This window comes from Rhizorhabdus sp. P4_G6 (assembly GCF_056401045.1).
Map to the genome: position 1 here is coordinate 37,578 of NZ_JBFUKC010000019.1, position 19,870 is coordinate 57,447.

The window sequence follows — 19,870 nt, forward strand, 5'->3', positions numbered from 1 at the left end:
TTACCGGCATGGACCACCCCACCAGGCCCCTGGCTGCGCCGGATGACAGCATGCGCATCGCCGTCCTCGACGACGAACCGTCGGCACGGGCGTTCGTCATCCAGGCGCTGATCGACGCCGGCCATCATTGCTACGAATTCCAGAACGCCCGGACGCTGACTTCCAAGCTGCGGCAGGACACGTTCGATCTCGTCGTCCTGGACTGGAACATGCCGGACAAGAGCGGCGTCGAGATCATCCGCTGGATGCACGAGAACATGGACAAGCCCGTCCCCTCATTGCTGCTGACCAACCGCAACAGCGACGAGGACATCGTCACCGGGCTGCAGGCCGGTGCGGACGACTATGTGATCAAGCCGGTGCAGCCGCCGGTGCTGCTGGCGCGGATCGCCGCGATCCACCGCCGTACAGGTCCGCGCGAGGCGCCTGGCGCGAATGAGAGCTATGGGCCCTATACACTGCTCCCCGGACGCCAGACCGTGACGGTCGAGGATGAATCGATCACCCTGACGGCGAAGGAGTTCGAACTGGCGGCCACGCTGTTCCGGAATGTTCACCGACCGCTGTCGCGCTCCTATCTGCTGGAGATGGTCTGGGGCCGCAATCCGGACCTGCCGACGCGCACGCTGGACGCCCATATCTCGCGCATTCGCGCCAAGCTTGGCCTGCGCCCGGAACGCGGCTTTCGCCTGGTACCGGTCTATAGCTATGGTTACAGGCTCGAAGCGCTCGAAGCGGAGGCTAGCGGAAACTGATACGGATAGGGGGGCATCGTCATCTGCTGGTTCTCATGGGCGCGCTGCTGGCGCTGCTCGTGAGCGCGCCGCTGTACGCTGTGCCGGTCGACCCGCCCTATCGCTACACCGTGCGCAACGGCGACACCCTCTATACGCTGGCCGCGCGATATCTCTCCAAGACCGGCGACTTCCAGACCGTCCAGCGGCTGAACAAGATCGCCGACCCCTATCACCTGCCCCCTGGCATGGTGCTGCTGATCCCCGATGCGCTGCTCAGGACCGAGCCGGTGATCGGTGAAATCGCATCATTCCGCGGCGTGGTGACGGTCGATAACAGGCCGGTCGCGGTCGGCACCAGCGTGCGCCAGGGCATGCGGGTGGAGACGGGCGCCAACGCCTTCGTCACGGTCAGGCTGCCGGATGGAAGCTCGATCTCCCTGCCCTCGCAGAGCCGGATACGGATCGACAAGCTGCGCCGCGTGCTGCTGTCGGGCGGCCTCGACCGCAACTTCGTCCTGGAAGCGGGGCGCTCGCGATCGACCGTCACCCCGATCCTGGACCCCGCGAGCAACTTCCGGGTGACGACGCCGCTGTCGGTGTCCGCCGTCCGCGGTACCGATTTCCGCGTGGCGTTCGACGCTGCTGAAGGCCGCGCACTGACCGAGGTGGTCGGCGGCACCGTGGGCGTGGCGCCCGATGCGGACAAGGACCAGACCGAAGTCCCCAAGGCGTTCGGCGTGATCGGCACCGCGGCCGGCATCGAGGGGCCGATCGCGCTGCTGCCTCCGCCAGTGCTGCTGCAGATGGAAAGGACGGCTACGGGGATGGTCGTCACGATCAAGCCCATCGAGGGCGCAGCGCGCTATCGCGTCCAGCTTGCCACCGATACGGCGTTCAAGGACGTTTTCGACGAGGCGGTCACAGAGCAGCCCAGCGCCAGCTTCACCCTCAGCACGGGCGTCTCCTTCTACGTCCGTCTGACGGCGATAGCGCCCTCCGGCCTGGAGGGCCTACCCGCCACCTTTGCGCTGGGCCAGCGGATTGCCGCTGCGTCCGGGGAACATCCGTCGAGCATGACCGGCAATGACCGAACCGAACCAGCGTCCGGTCCCGGCAAGACTCTACGCTGAATGGCTGGCGGTCGCGCTGGCCGCCTCCCTGCTGGTCGCCGGGCTGGTGCTCGGGCGGCTCACGGAGCGGCTCGACCATATCGTCTATGATCATGCGCTGAGCGTCACTGAGCGCGCTCCACCGGATGACATCGTCGTCGTCGCGATCGACAATCGCAGCCTGCAGGCGATCGGCCGCTGGCCCTGGCGACGCCGGATCCATGCCCGGCTGCTCGACCGGCTGGCGGAGGCCCACCCGCGCACGATCGGCTATGACGTGCTGTTCGTCGAGCCTACCGCCGACGACCCTGTCCTCGCCGCAGCGGTACGCCGCAATCCCACATATCTGCCGCTGGTGATCGACGTGCCGGGGAAGGACGGCACCGCCTATGATGTGGCACTCCCCGCCGGTGAGCTCGCAGCCGCAGCGACAGGGATCGCACAGGTCAACCTCCGCTTTGACGGCGACCGGGTGATCCGCAAAGCCTATCTCGAGGAGGGCGGCAACGGTCGCAGCTGGCTGCAGCTCGCAGCGATGATGGCCGGGTTGGCGTCGGCTCCCGCTGCCGAGCGCGGCAAGCCCGGGCTATGGCAGACACGGCCCGTGCTGATCCCCTATGGCGGCGCGGCGGGCCATATCCGCACGCTCTCGTTCGTCGACCTGCTCGAGGGCCGCGTCCCCGCCGAGCTGCTCACCGGCCGGCACATACTGGTCGGCGCGACCGCCGACGGAATGGGCGACAGCTATCCCACGCCGACGTCGGGGACGACCAGCCAGATGGCCGGTGTGGAAATCCAGGCGCAGCTGCTCGACGCGCTGCTGCGCGGGGAAACGATCACGCCGGCCGCCGATGGCTGGACGCTGGCGGCGGCGCTGGCAGCGCTGTGGGCGCTGCTGCTGGGATTCCTGCTACTCAGTCCGCGCGGCACCGCCAATCTCGCGCTTGCGGTCAGCTGCGCGACGGTCGCGCTGACCTTCGGCCTGTTCCGGATCACCCATATCTGGTTGCCGCCCTCGGCCACGCTGATCGGGCTGTTGTTCGTCTACCCGCTATGGGGCTGGCGACGCCTGCAGGCCGTCAGCAGCTACATGACCGGCGAATTGCGCCAGCTTCAGGGCGAGGACGATGGTCTTCCCCGCAAGCGGGGCACGGGCAGCCGCCGCGAAATCACGCTCCAGGCAAGCCTGCTCGGCCAGGCGATCGATCGGCTGCGCGACTTGCGGCGCTTCCTGTCGGACGCCATCGGGCGATTGCCCGACGCCCTGTTCGTGACCGACCTCGATGGCAGGCTCGCGCTCACCAACGCGGAAGGGCGTCGGCTGGCGGCACGGCTGGGCATCCCGCTCGATCGCGGCGCCGACCTGCGGGCATTGCTGGCGCGGCTCCACGCCACAGATGGCGGCCCGCTCTCCCCCTTCGCCGCCGGCGCCCCGATCGAAGGCAGCGCCGAGGCGGCGGCCGAAGATGGCGGGTGCTTCGCCACGCGCTATGTCGCCCAACGCGACGCCGCGGACATACAAGTAGGGTGGATCGTGCGTATCGTCGACATCAGCCCGCTCAAGCAGGCCGAGCGCCACCGTGACGAGGCACTGCAGCTGCTCAGCCACGACATGCGCGCGCCGCAATCTGCGATCCTGACGCTGCTGCGGGGAGCCGACGCCCGCGTCCCGGAACCGATAGCGGCGCGGATCGAAAGCCTCGCCAATCGCACGCTCGACCTGGCCGAGGACTTCGTCCAGCTCGCGCGCGCCGAAGCCAAGCCGCTGGAAAATGAGCCGGTTGATCTCAACGACGTCGCGATCGATGCGGCCGACACGTTATGGCCAGAAGCCAAGGCTCGGGGGATCAATGTTGCGATGGAAGGCATCGACGAACCGCACCTCATCGATGGTGACCGCCAACTGCTGACCCGCGCGGTGATCAACCTGATCGGCAATGCAATCAAATATAGCGACGAGGGCACTGTACGCTGCACCCTGGCCAGCAGCGGCAGCCATGTTCGCCTGACGATCGCCGACGAGGGAGCCGGCATGACCGAGGAGCAGCTCGGCAAGCTGTTCGCCCGCTTCCAGCAGGGCCCGCGGGAGGGCGTCGGCCTCGGCCTCGCGCTCGTCCGCACGGTGGTGGCGCGGCACGGCGGAACGATCAGCTGCGACAGCACGCCCGGGAAGGGCACCAGCTTCGCCATCGAGCTTCCGCAGAGCGAGGCAATAGAAGGCCGCAGTTGATGGCGGTTTGAGCGAATCGTCACCCCCTCTCATCCAGGGTAGCGACGAGCCTAGCGAAGCTTATCCTTGCATATTGATGCTGGGATCGCCGCTTCGATGAAGCGGAGATCAGCGCTTCACCATGCTGCGCAGCAAATCGAGCGTGACGTGCAGGGGTTGGTCGAGCAACGCGTCTCGGCCCCCGCCAAAGGCCTGGGGCGTCGGCGCCGCCGCAGGCTGCAGCTGAGGCTGCTGAAGCACGGGCTGCAGCGTATGTACCGGTTCGGGAGGCGGCGCTATCGGCGGCGGCGCGGCATAACCGGCGGGCAGGTCGGCGCGCGGCGCAGTAACCGGCGCCTGCAAGGTTGGAGCAACCGGGGAACGGCGATTCTGAAGACCACGCTCGAGCCTTGCCAGCAGATCCTCCAGCCTCGCCCGATCGAAGCCGGGCTCCGAGGATGTGCGAACGGCCGGCAGCTGCGCGGAGGTTGGCGGCGCCGGCATGGCCTGCGGAGATAGCGGCTCGTGGACCTGCGGCTGCGGAGCAATCGACTGCACCGGCTGGGTAAGACGCGCTTCGGGTGCAGCGGAAGACCGCGAAGAAGGCTGCAACGGCGCGGGCACTGGCGCTGGCCATTCTAGCGGTGGCATCGGCTGCGCGGCAGCAATGGGCGCCGGCGGAGCGGTCTCCACCTGCCCGGCGAGCGGTTCGGGCAGGATCGACGCCGCCGGAGCTGCGGACTGCTCGGCCGGCTGCTGGGGCTCGGGCCGGGGCCCTGGGGCCGGAAGCCAATTCGGCATCCCGGCAATCGGCTGGGGCGCAAGGTCAGCCCCGGGCAGTGACGGTGAGGCGACCTCCTGCCGAGATGCTTCCGCGCTGGGCAGGTCGAGTTGCGGCCAGGAGGCCGGAAGCCGGCCATCGGCGTCCCGGCTCTCCGGCGCGCCCCACAACCCGGCGCCGCCCTGCGCCGGCGGCACACTGGGCGTCGGCTTGCCTGCAGGCGCGGTCGGGAACAATGGCGGCGGCACGATCGACTGCAGCGGCGGCGGTTGCAGTGACGGCGTGTGAAACGGCGGCGGCGCAGCGACAGCTGAGCCCTGGGCGCCAGGGATTATCTGGTCGATCGGCGGGATCTGCTGATCGATGCCGGGATTCGACGCCGGGCTTTCGCCGAACACCATACCAGCCCGGGGCGGATCGCCGATGTCCGTCCGTGCCGACAGCGGACGTCGCGCATCTCCGAAAGCCGGCGGATTCCAATCCCCTGCAGGCAGCAGGGCCGGGGTGACCAGATCGAACGGATCGGTCGGACGGAAGGCATCACCGTCCTCGTCCTCATAATCGTCCTCGCGCTCCCGTATCAGCGTCCGCATCCCCGCGCGGCCGAACAGCAGCCAGTCGACCAGCACCCAGCCGATGCCCGTCGTGAGAATCCCGGCCAGCACCGCGAGCAACATCCGGTCATTGGGTGATATCGGCGGCTCGGCCTGGACCATGAGCCTGGACAGCCGGGTCGTCGTCGTCACCGCTTCGAGCATGTGGATCGGCACGGCGAACACGAAAAAGGCCGCGGCTATTCCCAACAGCAGCGCCAACAGCGCACCCATGACGAGGCTGGACCGTCGACGCGTCTGCTTCTGAACCATCGGAACGCCCATATCTGAAGTCTTATCGCTTACTATTACGGCGAAATTGGGATTCACTTGCCGTCGAAAACAAATGCCAAATATATTTCAGCCCGCAGTCCTGGCGGTCAAGCGTTGGTAAACCGGCCGATAGCGCGCGACATTCACGCTCCAGTTGCGCTCGCGCTCGACGAAAGCGCGGGCGATATCACGCCGCTTGTCCCAGCCGCTCCTGTCATCGAGCAGCCCCGCAAGCGCCTCGGCGATCGCCTCCGGATCATCGGGCCGGAACAATGTGCCGGTCACCCCATCCTCGATCAGTTCGCGATGACCGCCGACATCCGATGCCGCCACCAGCCGGCGCTGCGCCATCGCCTCCAGCGGCTTGAGCGGCGTGACCAGGTCGGTGAGCCGCATCGACTTGCGCGGATAGGCCAATATGTCGGTGAGGCTGTAATAGCGCTCCACCTCCTGGTGCGGCACGCGCCCGACGAAGCGGATCCGGTCCGCGGCCGGGGACGCCACAGCCTGGGCGCGCAACGCCGCCTCCATCGGCCCGCCCCCGACAAGCAGCAGCACCGCCTGCGGCCGCCGCGCGACCAGCATCGGCATCGCCGCGATCAGGTCGTCGAGCCCCTCATAGTCATAGAAGGAGCCGATGAAGCCGATCACGTCGGCGCCGTCGAGCCCAAGCTGCGCAGCAAGCGCCGCATCCCGCGGTGGAGGATCGCCGAACAGGTCGAGATCGACGCCATTGGGCGATACCATGATCTTGTCGCCCGCGATGCCGCGCCGCACCAGATCCGACCGCAAGCCTTCGCAGATCACCGACACCGCATCCGCACGCCGAACGACATATGTCTCCAGCATGCGGGTGAGGCGATACATCGCCGAACCTTCGCAGCCTGTACCGTTGCCCACTGCGGCATCTTCCCAGAAGGCCCGTATCTCATACAGGAACGGAATTTTCAGCCGGCGCGCGGCGCGCAGGCCAGCCAGGCCGATCATCGCAGGCGAATGGGCGTGGATGATGTCGGGCCGCCATTCGGAAGCCACTTCGACCGCCCGCCTGGTCAGCGCGCCGATTTCGCGCAACTCGCCGATCGGCGGCCGTCCAGCCCGGGCCGGCGGCGTCCGCCGGAAGCTGAGCCCCTCCTCTTCGGCAGGGTCGGGCTGCGGGGCATTGTAGCGCGGGCCGGTCACGCCGAGCACGTCCCAGCCCATCGCGATCTGCGCCTTGAGGATCGCCCGTGTGCGAAAAGTATAGCCGCTGTGTATGGGCAGGCTATGATCTAGGATATGGAGAAGCTTCATCTGTAACGAAACGCGCATGAAGAGGCTTTCATTGTCAACCGGAATCGGGTCGGGACACCGTTCATGATCGACACATTGTCGCTATTGCTGGCCCATTTCCTGCTCGGCTTCGTCGCTCTAAAGATGCTCGTCCATCCTCATCTCAACGAGGAGCCGAACGAGACGGGCCGGCATTTCAAGACGGTGCTCCCCAAAAAGCAGACGCCAAGACGCGCCGGGGTGGAAACCGGCGAAATCAGGCCTGGCTCGAACCGTGCGTGACCTTTTCCTGATCGGCTTCCTGGTCGGGATCATGCTCCTGGGATTTCGCCGGCCCTTCCTGTTTCTGTGCACCTATATCTATGTCGATATCGTGTCGCCGCAGCGGCTGTCCTACTATCTGCTGAGTTCGGTTCCGATATCGCTGATGGTCTTCGTGGCGTCGTTCGCCGGCTGGGCGATGAACGACGACAAGAGCCTGAGCAAGCCGACCCCACGCCAGATATTGCTGATCATCCTGCTGCTGCTGTGCGCCTACACGACGGCGACCGCGGACTATCCCGATGCCGCGGCGGAGAAATGGGACTGGGTGTGGAAGGCGATGGTGTTCGCCATCTTCATGCCCGTCACGCTTTATACGCGCGTCCGCATCGAGGGCATTCTGCTGTTCATGCTGCTGTCGATTTCATCGATCGCGATCGTCGGCGGCATGAAGACACTGGCCGGCGGCGGCGGCTATGGCACCCTCAACCTCATGGTCGCCAACAACAGCGGCATGTACGAAAGCAGCACCATATCGGCCTTCGCGATCTCGTCGATCCCGCTGATCCTGTACATGGCGAAATATTCCACGATCGTGGTTCCAACGATATTCTCCAGACTCTATTGGTACGCCTTCGCCTTCGCCTGCCTGCTGATCCCGATCGGCACCCAGACCCGCACCGGGCTGCTATGCATCGTGCTGATGGCCGTGCTGGAGCTTCGCGCGGCGCGGCGGCGGATGACCTATCTTGCCATCATGGCCGCCATCGTCATCGGCGGCATTCCCTTCCTGCCCAAAAGCTACACGCAGCGGATGGACACAATCCAGGGCTACCACGCCGATGCTTCCGCTTCGACCCGGCTGGCGGTGTGGAAGTGGACGATCGAATATGCGAAGGATCACCCGTTCGGCGGCGGCTTCAATTCGTACATCGGCAACAAGCTCGAGATCGACATGAGCTATAAGACCGCCGACGGCACCGTGGTCAAGATGATCGGCTACGATGCCGGCCGCGCGTTCCACAATGCCTATTTCGAGATGCTCGGCGAACAGGGCTATCCGGGCCTGGCGATCTTCCTGATGGTGCACCTGATCGGCATCGTCCGGATGGAGGTGATCCGACGAACCTACCGTAAGCACCAGGGCGAAAATGCCTGGGTCTCGCCGCTGGCGGCGGCGCTCCAGAACGGCCATCTGATCTATATGCTAGGCTGCTCGTTCGTAGGCATCGCCTTCCAGCCGTTCATCTATTTCATGATCGCGGTGGAGATCGGCTTTGACCGCTATGTGCAGACCCATATCAAGAAGCGGGCCTGGAATCCGTTCCGCAAGCGCCGGCGCGAGATCGAAACCGAGGCGCAGATCGCGCAGGAAGAGGAACCTCATCCCGAAGCTCCCACGCCCCAGCCGACTATGGCGGAACGGCGCCGGACGCAGCCCCGTTGGGGAACGATGAGCGGAAAATGACGGGTGTTCGAATGAAAGTGAACGGCGATTTGACCAGCAACGGCGGGGGTAATCCCCTGATACAGTCGGCCACCGACTTGCAGCAGCTATGGACCCAGATCATAGGCTGGACGACCAGCCATTATCTCAGCATCGCCCTGGCGGGCATAGCGGGCGCGATGATCGTGGTGGGCCTGTTCGGCCTCCGCATGCTCGGCACGAGAATGTGCCGGCGCAGGCATATCGGCCATTGGCCCCGCATCCTCGGCCGGGCCGTCGCACGCACCAACCTGTTCTTCATCATCATGCTCGCCGCCAGGATCGTCAGCGGCTATGCGATGCCGCCGGCGATGGTCGCGGATACCGTCCGCTTCCTGTTCATCGTCGCGACCGCGATCCAGGCTGCGCTGTGGACGCGCGAGATACTGATCGGCATCGCCGAACATCGGGCCGGCGAGGACGAAAGCAATTCCTCGACGCTCGGATCGGCGATCGGCCTGATCCGCGTGCTGGTCACGGCGATATGCTTCATCGTCGCGACCCTCCTGATCCTCGACAATGTTGGGGTCAACATCACGGGCCTGGTCGCCAGCCTCGGCATCGGCGGCATCGCCATCGGCCTCGCCGCCCAGGGCATCTTCTCCGACCTGTTCGCGTCGCTCGCCATAATCTTCGACAAGCCGTTCCGCCGTGGCGACACGGTCAGATGGGACCAGACAACCGGCACCGTCGAGGCGATCGGTCTGAAGACCACGCGCTTGCGCGCAGCGACCGGCGAGGAGGTGGTGATCTCCAACACCAACCTGCTCAACAAGGAGTTGCACAATCTGGCGCACACCATGCGCCGGCGCGCGACGCTGATGCTCGGTGTGACCTACCAGACCCCGCCCGAGGTGCTGCGCCGGCTCCCCGATCTGGTGAAGGCGATCGTGACGCGGCAGGACAAGAGCGCCTTCCTGCATTGTCAGATGATCAATTTCGGCGCGTCGAGCCTCGATTTCGAATTGCTGTTCGACGTGATCGACGAGGATGGCGAGGTGTTCAACCATGTCCGTCACGAGATATGCATCGCGATCCTGGAGGCATTTGCGCGCGAAGGCATCATGTTCGCCTATCCGACCCAGACGACCTTCACCGCAGCGCCGGATGGAACCATGATCATGCCCTATGCGCTGCCGGAACCGGCCACGGCGCCCCGAAAGGTCGGTTGACCCGCCGGCAGCGGACGGAACGCCGAGGCTAGCGGCTGGCGCGAACCAGCCGGTCAAGCCCGGCTCTGCCGCCTGTCCGATAGATGCGTCTCGCCTGCCGCTCGGCGAGCAATCGCGTATCTATGCTGCCTGGTGCCAGCGGCACGCCATAGGCCCGGTCGCCGCGGTAGATCGTGGCGAGGATCTTCTCTCCAAGGCGCTGCCTGAAATGGCTCGGTTCCCAGAACCAGCGGGTCGAACCCGAGCGGTCGCCCGGATCGGGGACGGGCTCGGTCGAAAAGCTGTCATATCCGAGGAAGTCCCATAGCGGCACCTGTCCCTGCCCCGCTTCGGCCACCAGCACGGCCAGCGCGCGCTTGGCCTGCTCGTAGCGCGGCCAGAGGCCGGCGCGATCGAGGGCGTCGAGATAATCGGCGTGGAAAGGCGCGATGGCGATGTCGAGCGTGATGCCATGCTGGCGGCACAGCCTGATCAGGTCCTCCAGATCGGCAAGGTGCGCCAGCGGCGCATCGGGGTTGGCCTTCAGCCTGGCTGCCATGTCAGCGAAGCTGGCGATCAGCATGCGGTCCTTCTGCAGGAACAGGGCGTCGAAGCCGTCTGACAGCGCTACCCTGCGGAATCCGCCTTCGCTCATTGTGCCTGCAGGCGACAGGTCGATGACGTTAGGATCACGCTGCGCCAACAGCGTCTTCGCGCTCGCCACCAGCGCATCGGTCGACAGAGTCGCCAGCAGCACGTCACCGGCCCCGTCGCCCAAGGCCGGGAATCGGGCGGGAGCCGGGCTGATCGGTGCGCCAGCCGCTTCCGGGCGCATATATTCTTCGAGCTCGATCAGAACCAGGACGCGTCGCACCGCATGCTGCGCCATGGCGCGGCGCAGATTGGCGGTGGCATCGCGGATGCCGCTGCCGGGTATGCCATAGTTGAAGACTGGACGGCCGTCAGCGGGCCAGGAAGTGCTGGCAGGATCGAGGCCGACCTCGACCTTCGAGCTGCCCAGCATCAGGCCCCGCGCCGGCATGCGCAGGACAAGATGGTTCTTGGCAAGCTGGGTGTGATCGATCGTCACCGGCTTCGCGGCGTTCACGCCCGTAATCCGGGGCGCGCCGATCACGAGATAAGGATCGACGAGCCCGTTGACCAGGGCGACAATCGCTACCAGCAGCAGCAAGGCCGCGAGCCAGCGCTTGCAATAGACCAGCATCCCCGAGACCCGCGCCATCAGAAATGCCAATACAGAAAGTCGCTGACGCGATTCAGCGACAGCAGGCCCAGCGCGGTGACGCCCGAGAGCCCTACAGCCCAGCGCGCGGAGGGCGCCCAGGTCATGCACCCGAGCAATCGGGTCTGGCCCGACGGGCGAGTCTTGAAGCCGAGCGCGGGAGCATGATCGGCGAGCATCTCATAGCTGTTGGGCAACGCCAGGACGACGAACAACGCGATTGCCATCAGACCCCAGAGTTGGGCGAACTCGACTCCACTTTCGAAAGCGGCGGCGACCGGCAGGCCGGGCCCAAGCCTGGCCGCGATGGCCGCCGGGAGGGTGAAGCCATTGACCCCGGCCATGCCCCGCAAGATGTCGATTCCGGCGCCGACCGACGAAGCCCTGAAGAAGACCTCGGCCGAGACCACGAACAGGAAGGTCAGCGCCCACGATCCCGGCTTGGTGAGCATTGCGGCCGTGCTGCCGCTTGGCCACCAGAGCGGGCGACGAAGCCGCCAGCCATGGTTGATCACCAGCGCCACCCCGTGCAAGACGCCGAACAGCAGAAATTGATACCCCGCGCCGTGCCACACGCCGGCCAGCACCATCGTCGTCATCGTCGGATAGGCGAGCAGCACGAAAAATGCCTTCGATGTGGTGCGGCGGCCGGCCATTCCCGGTAGCCGCTTCGCGGCGCGCTTGCGGGTGAGCGCGAGGCTGATCGGGCTGAAGATATAGGCGGTCAGGAAGCGGGTTAGCGTCACGTGCCAGCGCGACCAGTAATCGATGATGCTGGTGGCCTTGAGCGGCGAATCGAAATTATAGGGCAGCTTGATGCCGAACAGCCGCGCCGCGCCGATCGCCATGTCCGAATAGCCCGAAAAATCGAAGTAAAGCTGAAGCATATAGCCCAGCGCCGCACCCCAGGCTTGCGCCAGCCCGGGATGGCCACCAACGCTCGCTGCAGTCCAGGTCGGGCCGATCAGCGCCGCGATCGGGTCCGCGATCATCACCTTCTTGAACAGGCCGGTGAAGAACAGCGTCAGCCCCACCGCGAAATCCTCGCTCCGCGCGCGCCCATCGGCGGCGGCGAATTGCGGCATGAGCTCGCGATAATGGACGATCGGCCCGGCGATCAGCTGCGGGAAGAAGAGGACGAACAACGCGTAGTCGCGGAGGTTCACCTTGGCGACCCGCCCGGCCCGCACGTCGACGAGCAGCGCGATCTTCTGGAAGGTAATGAACGATATGCCCAGCGGCAGGATCAGATCGTCGAGCGAGAAGGAACTGCCTGTGACATCGTTGACCGTGGTGAAGAAGAAATTGCGATATTTGAAATAGCCCAGGAAGGCGAGATTGAACGCTATCCCTACCCAGAACAGCGCCGTCGCCAGCCGTGGCCGGCGATCGTCGAGGCGCAGCAGCAGGGTGACGAGCAGATAATTGATGGCAATCGACGGCGCGATCAGCGCGACGTTGAGCGGGCGCCACCACGCATAGAAGAGCAGCGAGGCGAAGACGAGCCACAACAGCGCCGCCGACCGGCGCGCTGTGCCGAACGCATAATAGATCGCCACGACGATCGGAACGAACGCCAGGATGAACTCGTAGGAATTGAACAGCATGGCCCCCGCCCCGCGCTATCGATTATCTGGCCAGCTTCTCCCGGATCATCGCAATCATGTCCCCCACGTTGCGCATTTCCTCGATCTCCGCGGTCTTGAACTTGATGCCGAAGCGGCTTTCGACTTCGACGACGAAGGTGATGTTGGTCATCGAATCCCAGTGCGCGACGTCGGCCGCCGTCGTCTCCGGCGTCAGCACCAGACCGGGTTCGTCGAGAACCTCGCCCAATATCTCCGATAGCTGCGCCGCTACCTGCGCCTGATCCATGAAGTTCACCCCCCTACGCTACGAATGAAAGTCGGTCTTGGCGCGAAGCTGTCCAGCGGCAAGACCCAGCGGGTCACTCCTTCCCCGCCGTCCTCGAGCAACGCGAATCCGAGTTTCGCATAATGATCGCGCACCATGGCGTTTTTCGCGCTCGGAATATACTCGCCGATGAGACGCGACGCGCCGAGCCGTCGCGCCTCGGCCGCGACCAGGTTGAGAGTCGCCTCTTCCACCTGGCGGCCCAGCACACGGCAGCTCATCAGCCAGGTATCGAGGACGATGTCGCCTGGCCTACCGTCGCGGCCGGTCACGATCGCGATCACCCCGTTGTCGCCGAACTGGTCGACGAGCCGGATCTGCAGGGTCAGCGCGCGATCGTCGGTGCTCAGCGCCGCCACCTCATCATCGCTGCTGCGCCGCGTGGTGAGGTTGAACTGGTTGGTCTTGTTGATCAGCTGGACGATGCGCGACTGGCCGATGGCGTCGAAACGTCGCCACCGCATCTCCATGTCGAGGCTGCGCAGATAGGATTCGAGATCGGTCGTCGCGCCGCGCAGCTCCTCGCGCTCGGCGTTCGCCTGATATTGGCGCGTTCGGTCCAGGTCCTCCTCCGTCGGCTGGCCGCTCTCGAAATAGCCCGCGGACGCGATGCACTCGGCGTATAGAGCTGGATCCTCGGGCAGCTCGGGCACCGCGACCATCGGCAGGTCTCGCCGGACCAGGTTCCGCTCGAACGGGTTGTCGTCGGCGAACACCAGCGCATCGAGACCGATGTTCAGGCGCTCCGCGATGTAGCGGATGTTGGCGACCTTGTCGGACCAGTTGATCGCGAAGCAGGCGATATCGGATCGGCGGAGCAGCATCTCGGGATGCTTGTCGAACGGCTCGAGCCCGTTGGCCTCGTCATTCTTCGAACAGACGGCGAGGATGATCCCGCGCTTCGACAGGTCGAGGACATATCGCTGGAACGCCGCATAGGCCTCACCGAGCGCACTCCCCTGGCCGAGGGATATCCCCTCCAGGCCATCGTCGCCGATCACCCCGCCCCACAGGGTATTGTCGAGATCGAGCACCAGGCATTTGAACGAGCGGCCCTGCTGCGCCGCCAGCAGACGCGACACCAGATCGCCATAGACCGGCGCTGCAAGCGGGTGCAGTTCCTGCTTTGCACGGTGCCACAGCACCGGATCGTGCCACGCCCTTATGCCGTCCTGCGCGGCGCGGCTGTCGAGCGCCACGATGTCGACGCCTTGGCTATCCGCGCGAAGACGCAGCCGCTGGTTCAGGGCAGCGATGGCCGCAGCGGGAGAACCGGCCAGCCGATGCTCGGCATTGCCCAGCAGTACCGGGAAAACCGGCAACGCCATCTGGTGCAGGATCGCGCAGCCGAACGATGCCCGCGCCTTGCTCCACAGCGAAGCAAGATCGTCGACCAGCCGGTCGAGCCTCTTGTCTGCCGCAGAGGCGGATTCATCGACGCGGAAGCTCCCTGCGAGATGATGGGAGTCCAGCGCGAACAGGATCGCGGTGGGCCGGAAGGCATGGAGCGCGGAACCGGGATCGAGCAGCTCATGCCGATATTGGCCATAGTCGCAGACATAGGTCGTCAACCACAGGCCGCGCCGCAGGGCGGCGACTCGCAAGGCGGGCAGCAGGTGATCCACCGTCGATGATGCGAGCACCGCCAGGCGCACCGGCCGGGTAGAGAGATCAGGCGGAGGCCCGTCTCCGAACAGGCGCTGCAGGCGGCGATCGAGCCGAACGGTCGCCAGACCGCCCAGCCGCCAGGCGGCAAGCGCAATCAGATGCTGCCAGCCCTGCTCCGGTGGCACCTCGGCGGCAAGCTCGGCGGCCCAGGTCGGCAGCGGATCGGGCAACCAGGAAAGTTCCGGATAGGCCTGCGCCGGCCGGTCGGTCATGCAGATCTTCCCTGCCGAACAACGCTGGCTTCGCCTGTGGCTGGAGATGGAGTTTGGAAGGTACGGGCGATCATCATCGGTACTTTCACGATGACGATAAATCGGCGCCAAAGGCAATGGCCTTGCCCATCCGCACCAGCGGCACAGGCACGCCGCCGGGCGCTATCGCTTCGAAGGGCTCCATGAGGCGCGGGGCCAGCAGACCGGCCGTCACCTCATGGCGCCTCGCCTCGCTCGCGCGCGCCTTCGGCCTGCGCCGCCGCCATCACGCGCAGTAGATTGCCACTCCAGATTTTCTGGAGGTCGGCTTCGCCGTAGCCGGCCTTGATCAGTGCGGCGCTGATCTTGGGGAGGCCCGTTACATCCTCCAGCCCCACCACGCCGCCGCCGCCATCCCAGTCCAAACCGATTCCGACATGGTCGACGCCGGCCACTTTCAGCGCGTGGAGCAGGTGAGCCATGAAATCGTCGAAGCTGGCCCGTTCGGCGGGATGGGCGATATCGATGGCGTGGCGCTCGGCGAGCAGGGCGCGATAGGATCCCACGCCAAGTGGTGCGCCTTCGCTCCGGCGCGCCAGCGCGTCGAGCGCCTTGCCGCGCTCGGGATCGTTATTCAGCTTGCGGAGATAGGCACCAAGGCTGTTGATCTGGATGACGCCGCCGGCCGCTGCCAGCTTGCGCAGCCGATCATCGTCGATGTTTCGCGGATGGTCGAAGACGGCCTTGCAGCCGGAATGCGACAGGATGAAGGGCGACTTGGACAGCCGCAGGAAATCGTCGAACACCGCATCGGAGGAATGCGAGGCATCTAGCACGACTCCGAGCCGGTTGGCCTCCGCGAGCAAAGCCTTGCCTTCCGGGCTGAGCCCGCCCCATTTCGGACCCGCGGGATCGGTCGAGCTGTCGGCGAACTGGTTGTTGGTGAAATGCGCAAAGCCGAGCAGCCGCACGCCCATCGCGTGAAAGGTCTCCAGAAGGCTGATATCGTGCCCGAGCGGATAGGCGTTTTCGATGCTCATATAAACGACGCGCCTGCCCTGGGCGGCGATGGCCGGTGCATCGGCGGCGTTCACCGCCAGCGCGAAATTCTTCGGATCGGCCGCTGCCATCTCGCGGATCGCCATGCCGCGCAGGAGCGCATAGTCGCGAGCATGGGCAAAGCCGGCATCATCGAGCGGCCCCTGCGGCGTGAAGATCGCCCAGAAGCCGCCATCGAGCCCTCCCGACTTCATTCGCGGCAGATCGACCTGGCTATAGTCCTGAGCATAAGCGTGGCGATCCTCTATCTTCCAGCCGGGCTTCGCCAGCGACGCCGGGGTATCGAGATGGCTGTCGAGCGTGAGCAGCCGCTGCTGGAGCGTCGCCGCTGCGGCCGGCGCGGCCATCGCCAGCATAGCGGCGGCAACCGCCATCCAGCGGTTATTGCTGGCCATGATCGGGCGGAAGCACCGGCTCACCGGGGGAACGATGGGGATCATGATCGGGGGACGGCGCGACCGAACGGAGCATGCCCGCCCGATCCCATGCCCTCGCGACCTGCGCGAAGGCGACCGCGTTGCGGTGATCTGCAGTCAGCCATTGCTCGATCTCGGCACGGACGACATCGGCGGGGTCATCGAGCATCCTGACGAAAAAGCTCGCCGCGCTTTCCTGCCGGCGCTCTTCGTCGCTCTGCGGCGGATTCGCCACGCTCAAAGACCCCCTCCTCCATCTCGGCGATGGCCCGGCTGAGCAACAGCATCGCCTTGGCAAGATCCTTCTCGACGGTGGACAGCGACAGTTCCATCTCCGCCGCTATCGCCCCAATCGAGCGCTCATGCACCCTGCGCAGCACGAATACACGCCTGCATTGCGGCGGCATAGCCTCGATCACGCGTTGCATCTGGCGCAATTCGTCGCGCGCCGAGATCCCGGCTTCGGCTCGGCTGTCAGGCTGGGATTGGTCGAGATCGGCTACGCTGTCGGAAGGCAGCATCGCGTTGCCCCTCGCATTATCGATCAACATGTTGCGGGCGATGCGAAAGAGATGATGCCGTCCATCAGCGATGCTCGTCCAATCTTCGGCACCATAGGCCCGCGCGAATATCTCGGACACCAGATCATCGAGATCCGCCTCGGACGGCGACGCGCGGCGCAGACGCGCCCGCAATGCTCCCCGATGCGGCAATATGCTCGCCTTGAACCAGTCGATACGCTTGGCGAGACCGCTCACTGAGCTTCCCTTGATACTGTCGACCCGATCCTCACCTTCATTTCAGCTACGCAACAGACACCTGCCTTGGCAGCGGCTGTCCAGCGGCGATTCCCGCGCTGCAGCATTATTATCAAAAAACCTATTCCTGTGCAGAAATCAACGGCACAAGCTCCAGCGCGCCCCGATGTTTCGGAGACTAACGCCGGTTTCCTATGAGACGCGGCAGCATCCTGGCAGACGGGATGCGCCGCAGGGCGGAATAGCTCCCAGAGTGGAGCAATCCGACACGGCCGCCGGCTTGATCCTCATGCTTTCTCGGATAGGCTGCGGCAAACGGGGAAACATATGATCAGCAACCTTGCCGCGATGCTGCTGGCGGCCGGCTCGGCGATGGCAGAGAGCCCTCCAGCGCGGCCCGCCGCTCCGGCTGCTTCGCTGCAGTCGCAGTTCGACAGCGCGACGGCCGCGCATGATGCCGGACGCTATGATGAAGCCGTTCGCGGCTTCGAGGCCCTCGAGAAACTCCCGGGGGTTCAGCGGAGCGCGCTGGTCCTCGGCACGATACGCCTGCGCAAAGGTATCGATCTCGCCCGCATGGAGAGACTGGAGGAGGGAGAATCGACTCTGCGGCTGGGTCTGAAGGGCGTACCGTCAGACCGTCCCGAACTTCGCCGCGACCGATTTCTCGCGGAGATGGAGCTGGGCAATCTGGCCATCGCCCATCTCGACTATGCCGCCGCTACGGAAGAGTTCAAGCGGGCGCTGGATCTCGCCGATGATGTGGCAAATCGAACCAGCGCACTTGTCGCGCTCGGCTGCAGCACGATGTTCGATCCCGGCGATGCGGCAATCCGATACGCTGATCAGGCGCTGGCGATCGTCGCAGCTCAAGTGGACAGCCCCAAAAAGACCAACATCGCCAACCTTCAGACGCTGCGAGCGCGGGCGATGCTCAATCATGGCCTCTCCATCGAAGCATATGCGTTGCTGAAAAAGGCCGTGACTAACCAGGGCGGCCTTGATCTCAAGGTTGGTGCGGCGGAGATCGTGACGCGATCGGACCTTGCCATAGCGGCACTACTCTCCGGAAAACGGGACGATGCCCGCCACTATCTCGCCTATACCGGTGCGGGCCGTATCGAAAGAGCGCCCTTCCAGACTGCCGTCCATATGCTTCCCCCGCCTTGTGGCGGACCCGCAAATCTTCAGCCGGACGATGTCGCGGTGGTTGAGTTCAGCATCAGAGCGGATGGATCGGTCGGCAGGGTCACGCCGGTATATGCGTCCACCAACGGACAGGCTGCATTCGAATTTGCTCGCGCGGTGACCRGCTGGTCGTGGCGATCCGAGCAAGTGGCCAAAATCCCAGAACTATTCCGCCTGATCACGCGGGTCGAACTTCGCTGTTCCACAAGCGCGCAGCGTCCACCGATCGGCCAGGCGCTGGCGGCAAGTCTTGATAAATGGCTTCTGGCGTCGCACGCCCCGCCTGCCGCCGAGGGTGCGAGCGATGCGGCCAGATTCGCGCCGCTGAAGGCCGAACTGGCGCGTCGACAGGCCACGGGTGGCGGCATATCCGCGATACCGGTCCTGCTCGCTCTTGGCAGAGAGACGGTAGCAACTCCGGACGATCGACAAATGTGGCTTACTCAGGCCCGCGACCTGGCCATTCGAGCGGGTGCGCCGCTGCCGGCGCTGATGTCGATCGAGACGCAATTGGCCGCCGAAGTTCCGCTCTGGCGAAAATCCGGCGCCGTCACCTATCGAAGCCAGTTGCGCACGCTGCTGGACCAGCCCGGGGTGGCTGCGGATGCGGTCGTTGCGAATACGCTGAAACTGCTCATTGCGGAACCGATCGTACGCGCGCAGGCTCCGTCCGACGCCAGCGTCCTCCTGCGCCAGGTGATCGACGACGATCGGCTCGGTAGGACCAATCCCCTTCGCATCGGCGCGTTGGTGCGGCTGGCTGCGCTGCAGGCGGAAGCGGGCGATATCGCCAGTGCTGCCGCGACCTATCAGCAAAGTGGGCTAAGCAGCCAACAATGCGCTCTGATCGACGCCAAGCCGGCCTTGCTGCATATGGGCCTCGACTCTGGTGATTATCCCACGGCAGCGCTTGAGATGGGCTTCGAAGGGTGGGTGAGGCTGGAATATGACATCGAAGCAGATGGTCGGACGGCGGCGCAACGCGCCATCATCGCCTATCCTCCGTTCGTATTCCGCGATGCTGCAGTCGGCGTCGCGAAGAACTTCACCTACACCAAGAGTTACCGGCCGGACGGCGCGACGGCTTGTGGCGGCGAGCAGCAAAACCTCAACTTCCGAATTCCTCATTAGCGGCGCGCGCCTCCCGCAACGGCCGACCAGCCGGCGACGGCAATCAGAAAGAGCAGATCGGCGGCGAGGATGCCCATCGCGATCGACGCGGTTGCGCGCGCTGCGATATAGCCCGGGATTGCGAGCAGCAGCAACAGGACGAAGGTTCCTGCTATCAACGTCGGCAGCTTCGATCGAGCGCGCGGCCGTGGGAGTCTTGCCGTGGCGGGACGCGCAGTGCCGCGATATGCGCCCGGTGCGGTCGAGGGCGGCAGGTCCGATTGCAGATATGCCATAAACGGTCTCCACGACAGGGACGGCATCATGGCCGCCTCCCCTGTTGCCGGGCTTCTAGCGACAAGGCGTACCGATTGGTACGCCAGACCCGGCAACACAGCGTTCACATTTCTTTGCAGTTCGCGCAGTGACGGTGCTCACAGCTGCGCATATT

General features: G+C 65.2%; 18 protein-coding genes. 7 read left to right on the plus strand and 11 right to left on the minus strand.

The features are described 5' to 3' along the window. Positions 1–8 precede the first annotated feature (8 nt). The 3 genes from AC1DPF_RS15900 to AC1DPF_RS15910 are packed head-to-tail and all read left to right on the plus strand — an operon-like array spanning position 9 to position 4,076. Complete coding sequence (locus tag AC1DPF_RS15900; protein WP_477867249.1) at positions 9–755, plus strand: response regulator transcription factor; 747 nt, start codon at positions 9–11, stop codon at positions 753–755. Between the two features lie 35 nt (positions 756–790). Continuing rightward, positions 791–1,867 carry a FecR family protein gene (locus AC1DPF_RS15905; protein ID WP_477867251.1) on the plus strand — a complete coding sequence of 359 codons (1,077 nt, stop codon included), beginning with the start codon at positions 791–793 and terminating at the stop codon, positions 1,865–1,867. Then, positions 1,821–4,076: a CHASE2 domain-containing protein gene (locus AC1DPF_RS15910; RefSeq protein ID WP_477867253.1), complete on the plus strand. Its 2,256-nt coding sequence runs from the start codon at positions 1,821–1,823 to the stop codon at positions 4,074–4,076. The genes AC1DPF_RS15905 and AC1DPF_RS15910 overlap by 47 nt, the downstream gene beginning before the upstream one ends. Positions 4,077–4,184: 108 nt before the next feature. Here AC1DPF_RS15910 and AC1DPF_RS15915 read toward each other — a convergent pair whose 3' ends face one another. Together AC1DPF_RS15915 and AC1DPF_RS15920 are read right to left on the minus strand one after the other, a co-directional pair. Next, the gene (locus AC1DPF_RS15915) at positions 4,185–5,663 is read right to left on the minus strand and encodes a hypothetical protein (protein ID WP_477962327.1); all 1,479 of its coding nucleotides are present in this window, start codon (positions 5,661–5,663) and stop codon (positions 4,185–4,187) included. Positions 5,664–5,789: 126 nt separating this feature from the next. Continuing rightward, the gene (locus AC1DPF_RS15920; protein ID WP_477962329.1) at positions 5,790–6,995 is read right to left on the minus strand and encodes a TIGR04063 family PEP-CTERM/XrtA system glycosyltransferase; all 1,206 of its coding nucleotides are present in this window, start codon (positions 6,993–6,995) and stop codon (positions 5,790–5,792) included. Positions 6,996–7,058: 63 nt separating this feature from the next. Here AC1DPF_RS15920 and AC1DPF_RS15925 point away from each other — a divergent pair, with 63 nt between their 5' ends. The 3 genes from AC1DPF_RS15925 to AC1DPF_RS15935 are packed head-to-tail and all read left to right on the plus strand — an operon-like array spanning position 7,059 to position 9,893. Next, on the plus strand, positions 7,059–7,256 hold the full coding sequence (locus tag AC1DPF_RS15925) for a hypothetical protein (RefSeq protein ID WP_477867259.1): 198 nt from the start codon (positions 7,059–7,061) through the stop codon (positions 7,254–7,256). Continuing rightward, positions 7,249–8,703 (plus strand): putative O-glycosylation ligase, exosortase A system-associated, encoded by a 1,455-nt coding sequence (locus AC1DPF_RS15930; RefSeq protein ID WP_477867261.1) that lies wholly within the window; start codon positions 7,249–7,251, stop codon positions 8,701–8,703. The genes AC1DPF_RS15925 and AC1DPF_RS15930 overlap by 8 nt, the downstream gene beginning before the upstream one ends. 17 nt (positions 8,704–8,720) lie before the next feature. Further along, complete coding sequence (locus AC1DPF_RS15935; protein WP_477867263.1) at positions 8,721–9,893, plus strand: mechanosensitive ion channel family protein; 1,173 nt, start codon at positions 8,721–8,723, stop codon at positions 9,891–9,893. Positions 9,894–9,921: 28 nt separating this feature from the next. Here the strand turns inward: AC1DPF_RS15935 and AC1DPF_RS15940 are convergent, their stop codons facing one another. The 8 genes from AC1DPF_RS15940 to AC1DPF_RS15975 form a co-directional block, all read right to left on the minus strand. Then, positions 9,922–11,115: a hypothetical protein gene (locus AC1DPF_RS15940; protein WP_477867265.1), complete on the minus strand. Its 1,194-nt coding sequence runs from the start codon at positions 11,113–11,115 to the stop codon at positions 9,922–9,924. After that, complete coding sequence (locus tag AC1DPF_RS15945; RefSeq protein ID WP_477867267.1) at positions 11,115–12,722, minus strand: MBOAT family O-acyltransferase; 1,608 nt, start codon at positions 12,720–12,722, stop codon at positions 11,115–11,117. Before AC1DPF_RS15945 ends, AC1DPF_RS15940 begins: the two co-directional genes overlap by 1 nt. 22 nt (positions 12,723–12,744) lie before the next feature. Beyond that, positions 12,745–12,990, minus strand: coding sequence for an acyl carrier protein (locus tag AC1DPF_RS15950; protein WP_477867269.1), 246 nt, complete (start codon positions 12,988–12,990; stop codon positions 12,745–12,747). 5 nt (positions 12,991–12,995) lie between these two features. Beyond that, positions 12,996–14,909 carry an HAD-IIIC family phosphatase gene (locus AC1DPF_RS15955; protein WP_477867271.1) on the minus strand — a complete coding sequence of 638 codons (1,914 nt, stop codon included), beginning with the start codon at positions 14,907–14,909 and terminating at the stop codon, positions 12,996–12,998. A gap of 85 nt (positions 14,910–14,994) precedes the next feature. Beyond that, positions 14,995–15,123, minus strand: coding sequence for a hypothetical protein (locus AC1DPF_RS15960; RefSeq protein ID WP_477867273.1), 129 nt, complete (start codon positions 15,121–15,123; stop codon positions 14,995–14,997). Position 15,124: 1 nt separating this feature from the next. Next, on the minus strand, positions 15,125–16,342 hold the full coding sequence (locus AC1DPF_RS15965) for a dipeptidase (RefSeq protein WP_477867275.1): 1,218 nt from the start codon (positions 16,340–16,342) through the stop codon (positions 15,125–15,127). After that, entirely contained in the window at positions 16,329–16,532 is a 204-nt protein-coding gene (locus AC1DPF_RS15970) for a hypothetical protein (RefSeq protein ID WP_477867277.1), read from the minus strand. Before AC1DPF_RS15970 ends, AC1DPF_RS15965 begins: the two co-directional genes overlap by 14 nt. After that, a complete protein-coding gene (locus AC1DPF_RS15975) occupies positions 16,522–17,121 on the minus strand; it encodes an RNA polymerase sigma factor (protein ID WP_477867279.1) in 600 nt (199 codons plus the stop codon). Before AC1DPF_RS15975 ends, AC1DPF_RS15970 begins: the two co-directional genes overlap by 11 nt. A 675-nt stretch (positions 17,122–17,796) precedes the next feature. On the opposite strand from AC1DPF_RS15975, the gene AC1DPF_RS15980 reads away from it, so the two are divergent. After that, entirely contained in the window at positions 17,797–19,440 is a 1,644-nt protein-coding gene (locus AC1DPF_RS15980) for a hypothetical protein (RefSeq protein WP_477962331.1), read from the plus strand. Here the strand turns inward: AC1DPF_RS15980 and AC1DPF_RS15985 are convergent. Further along, positions 19,437–19,715, minus strand: a complete 279-nt coding sequence (locus AC1DPF_RS15985; protein WP_477962333.1) for a hypothetical protein — start codon at positions 19,713–19,715, stop codon at positions 19,437–19,439. The genes AC1DPF_RS15980 and AC1DPF_RS15985 overlap by 4 nt on opposite strands. Positions 19,716–19,870: the final 155 nt, after the last annotated feature.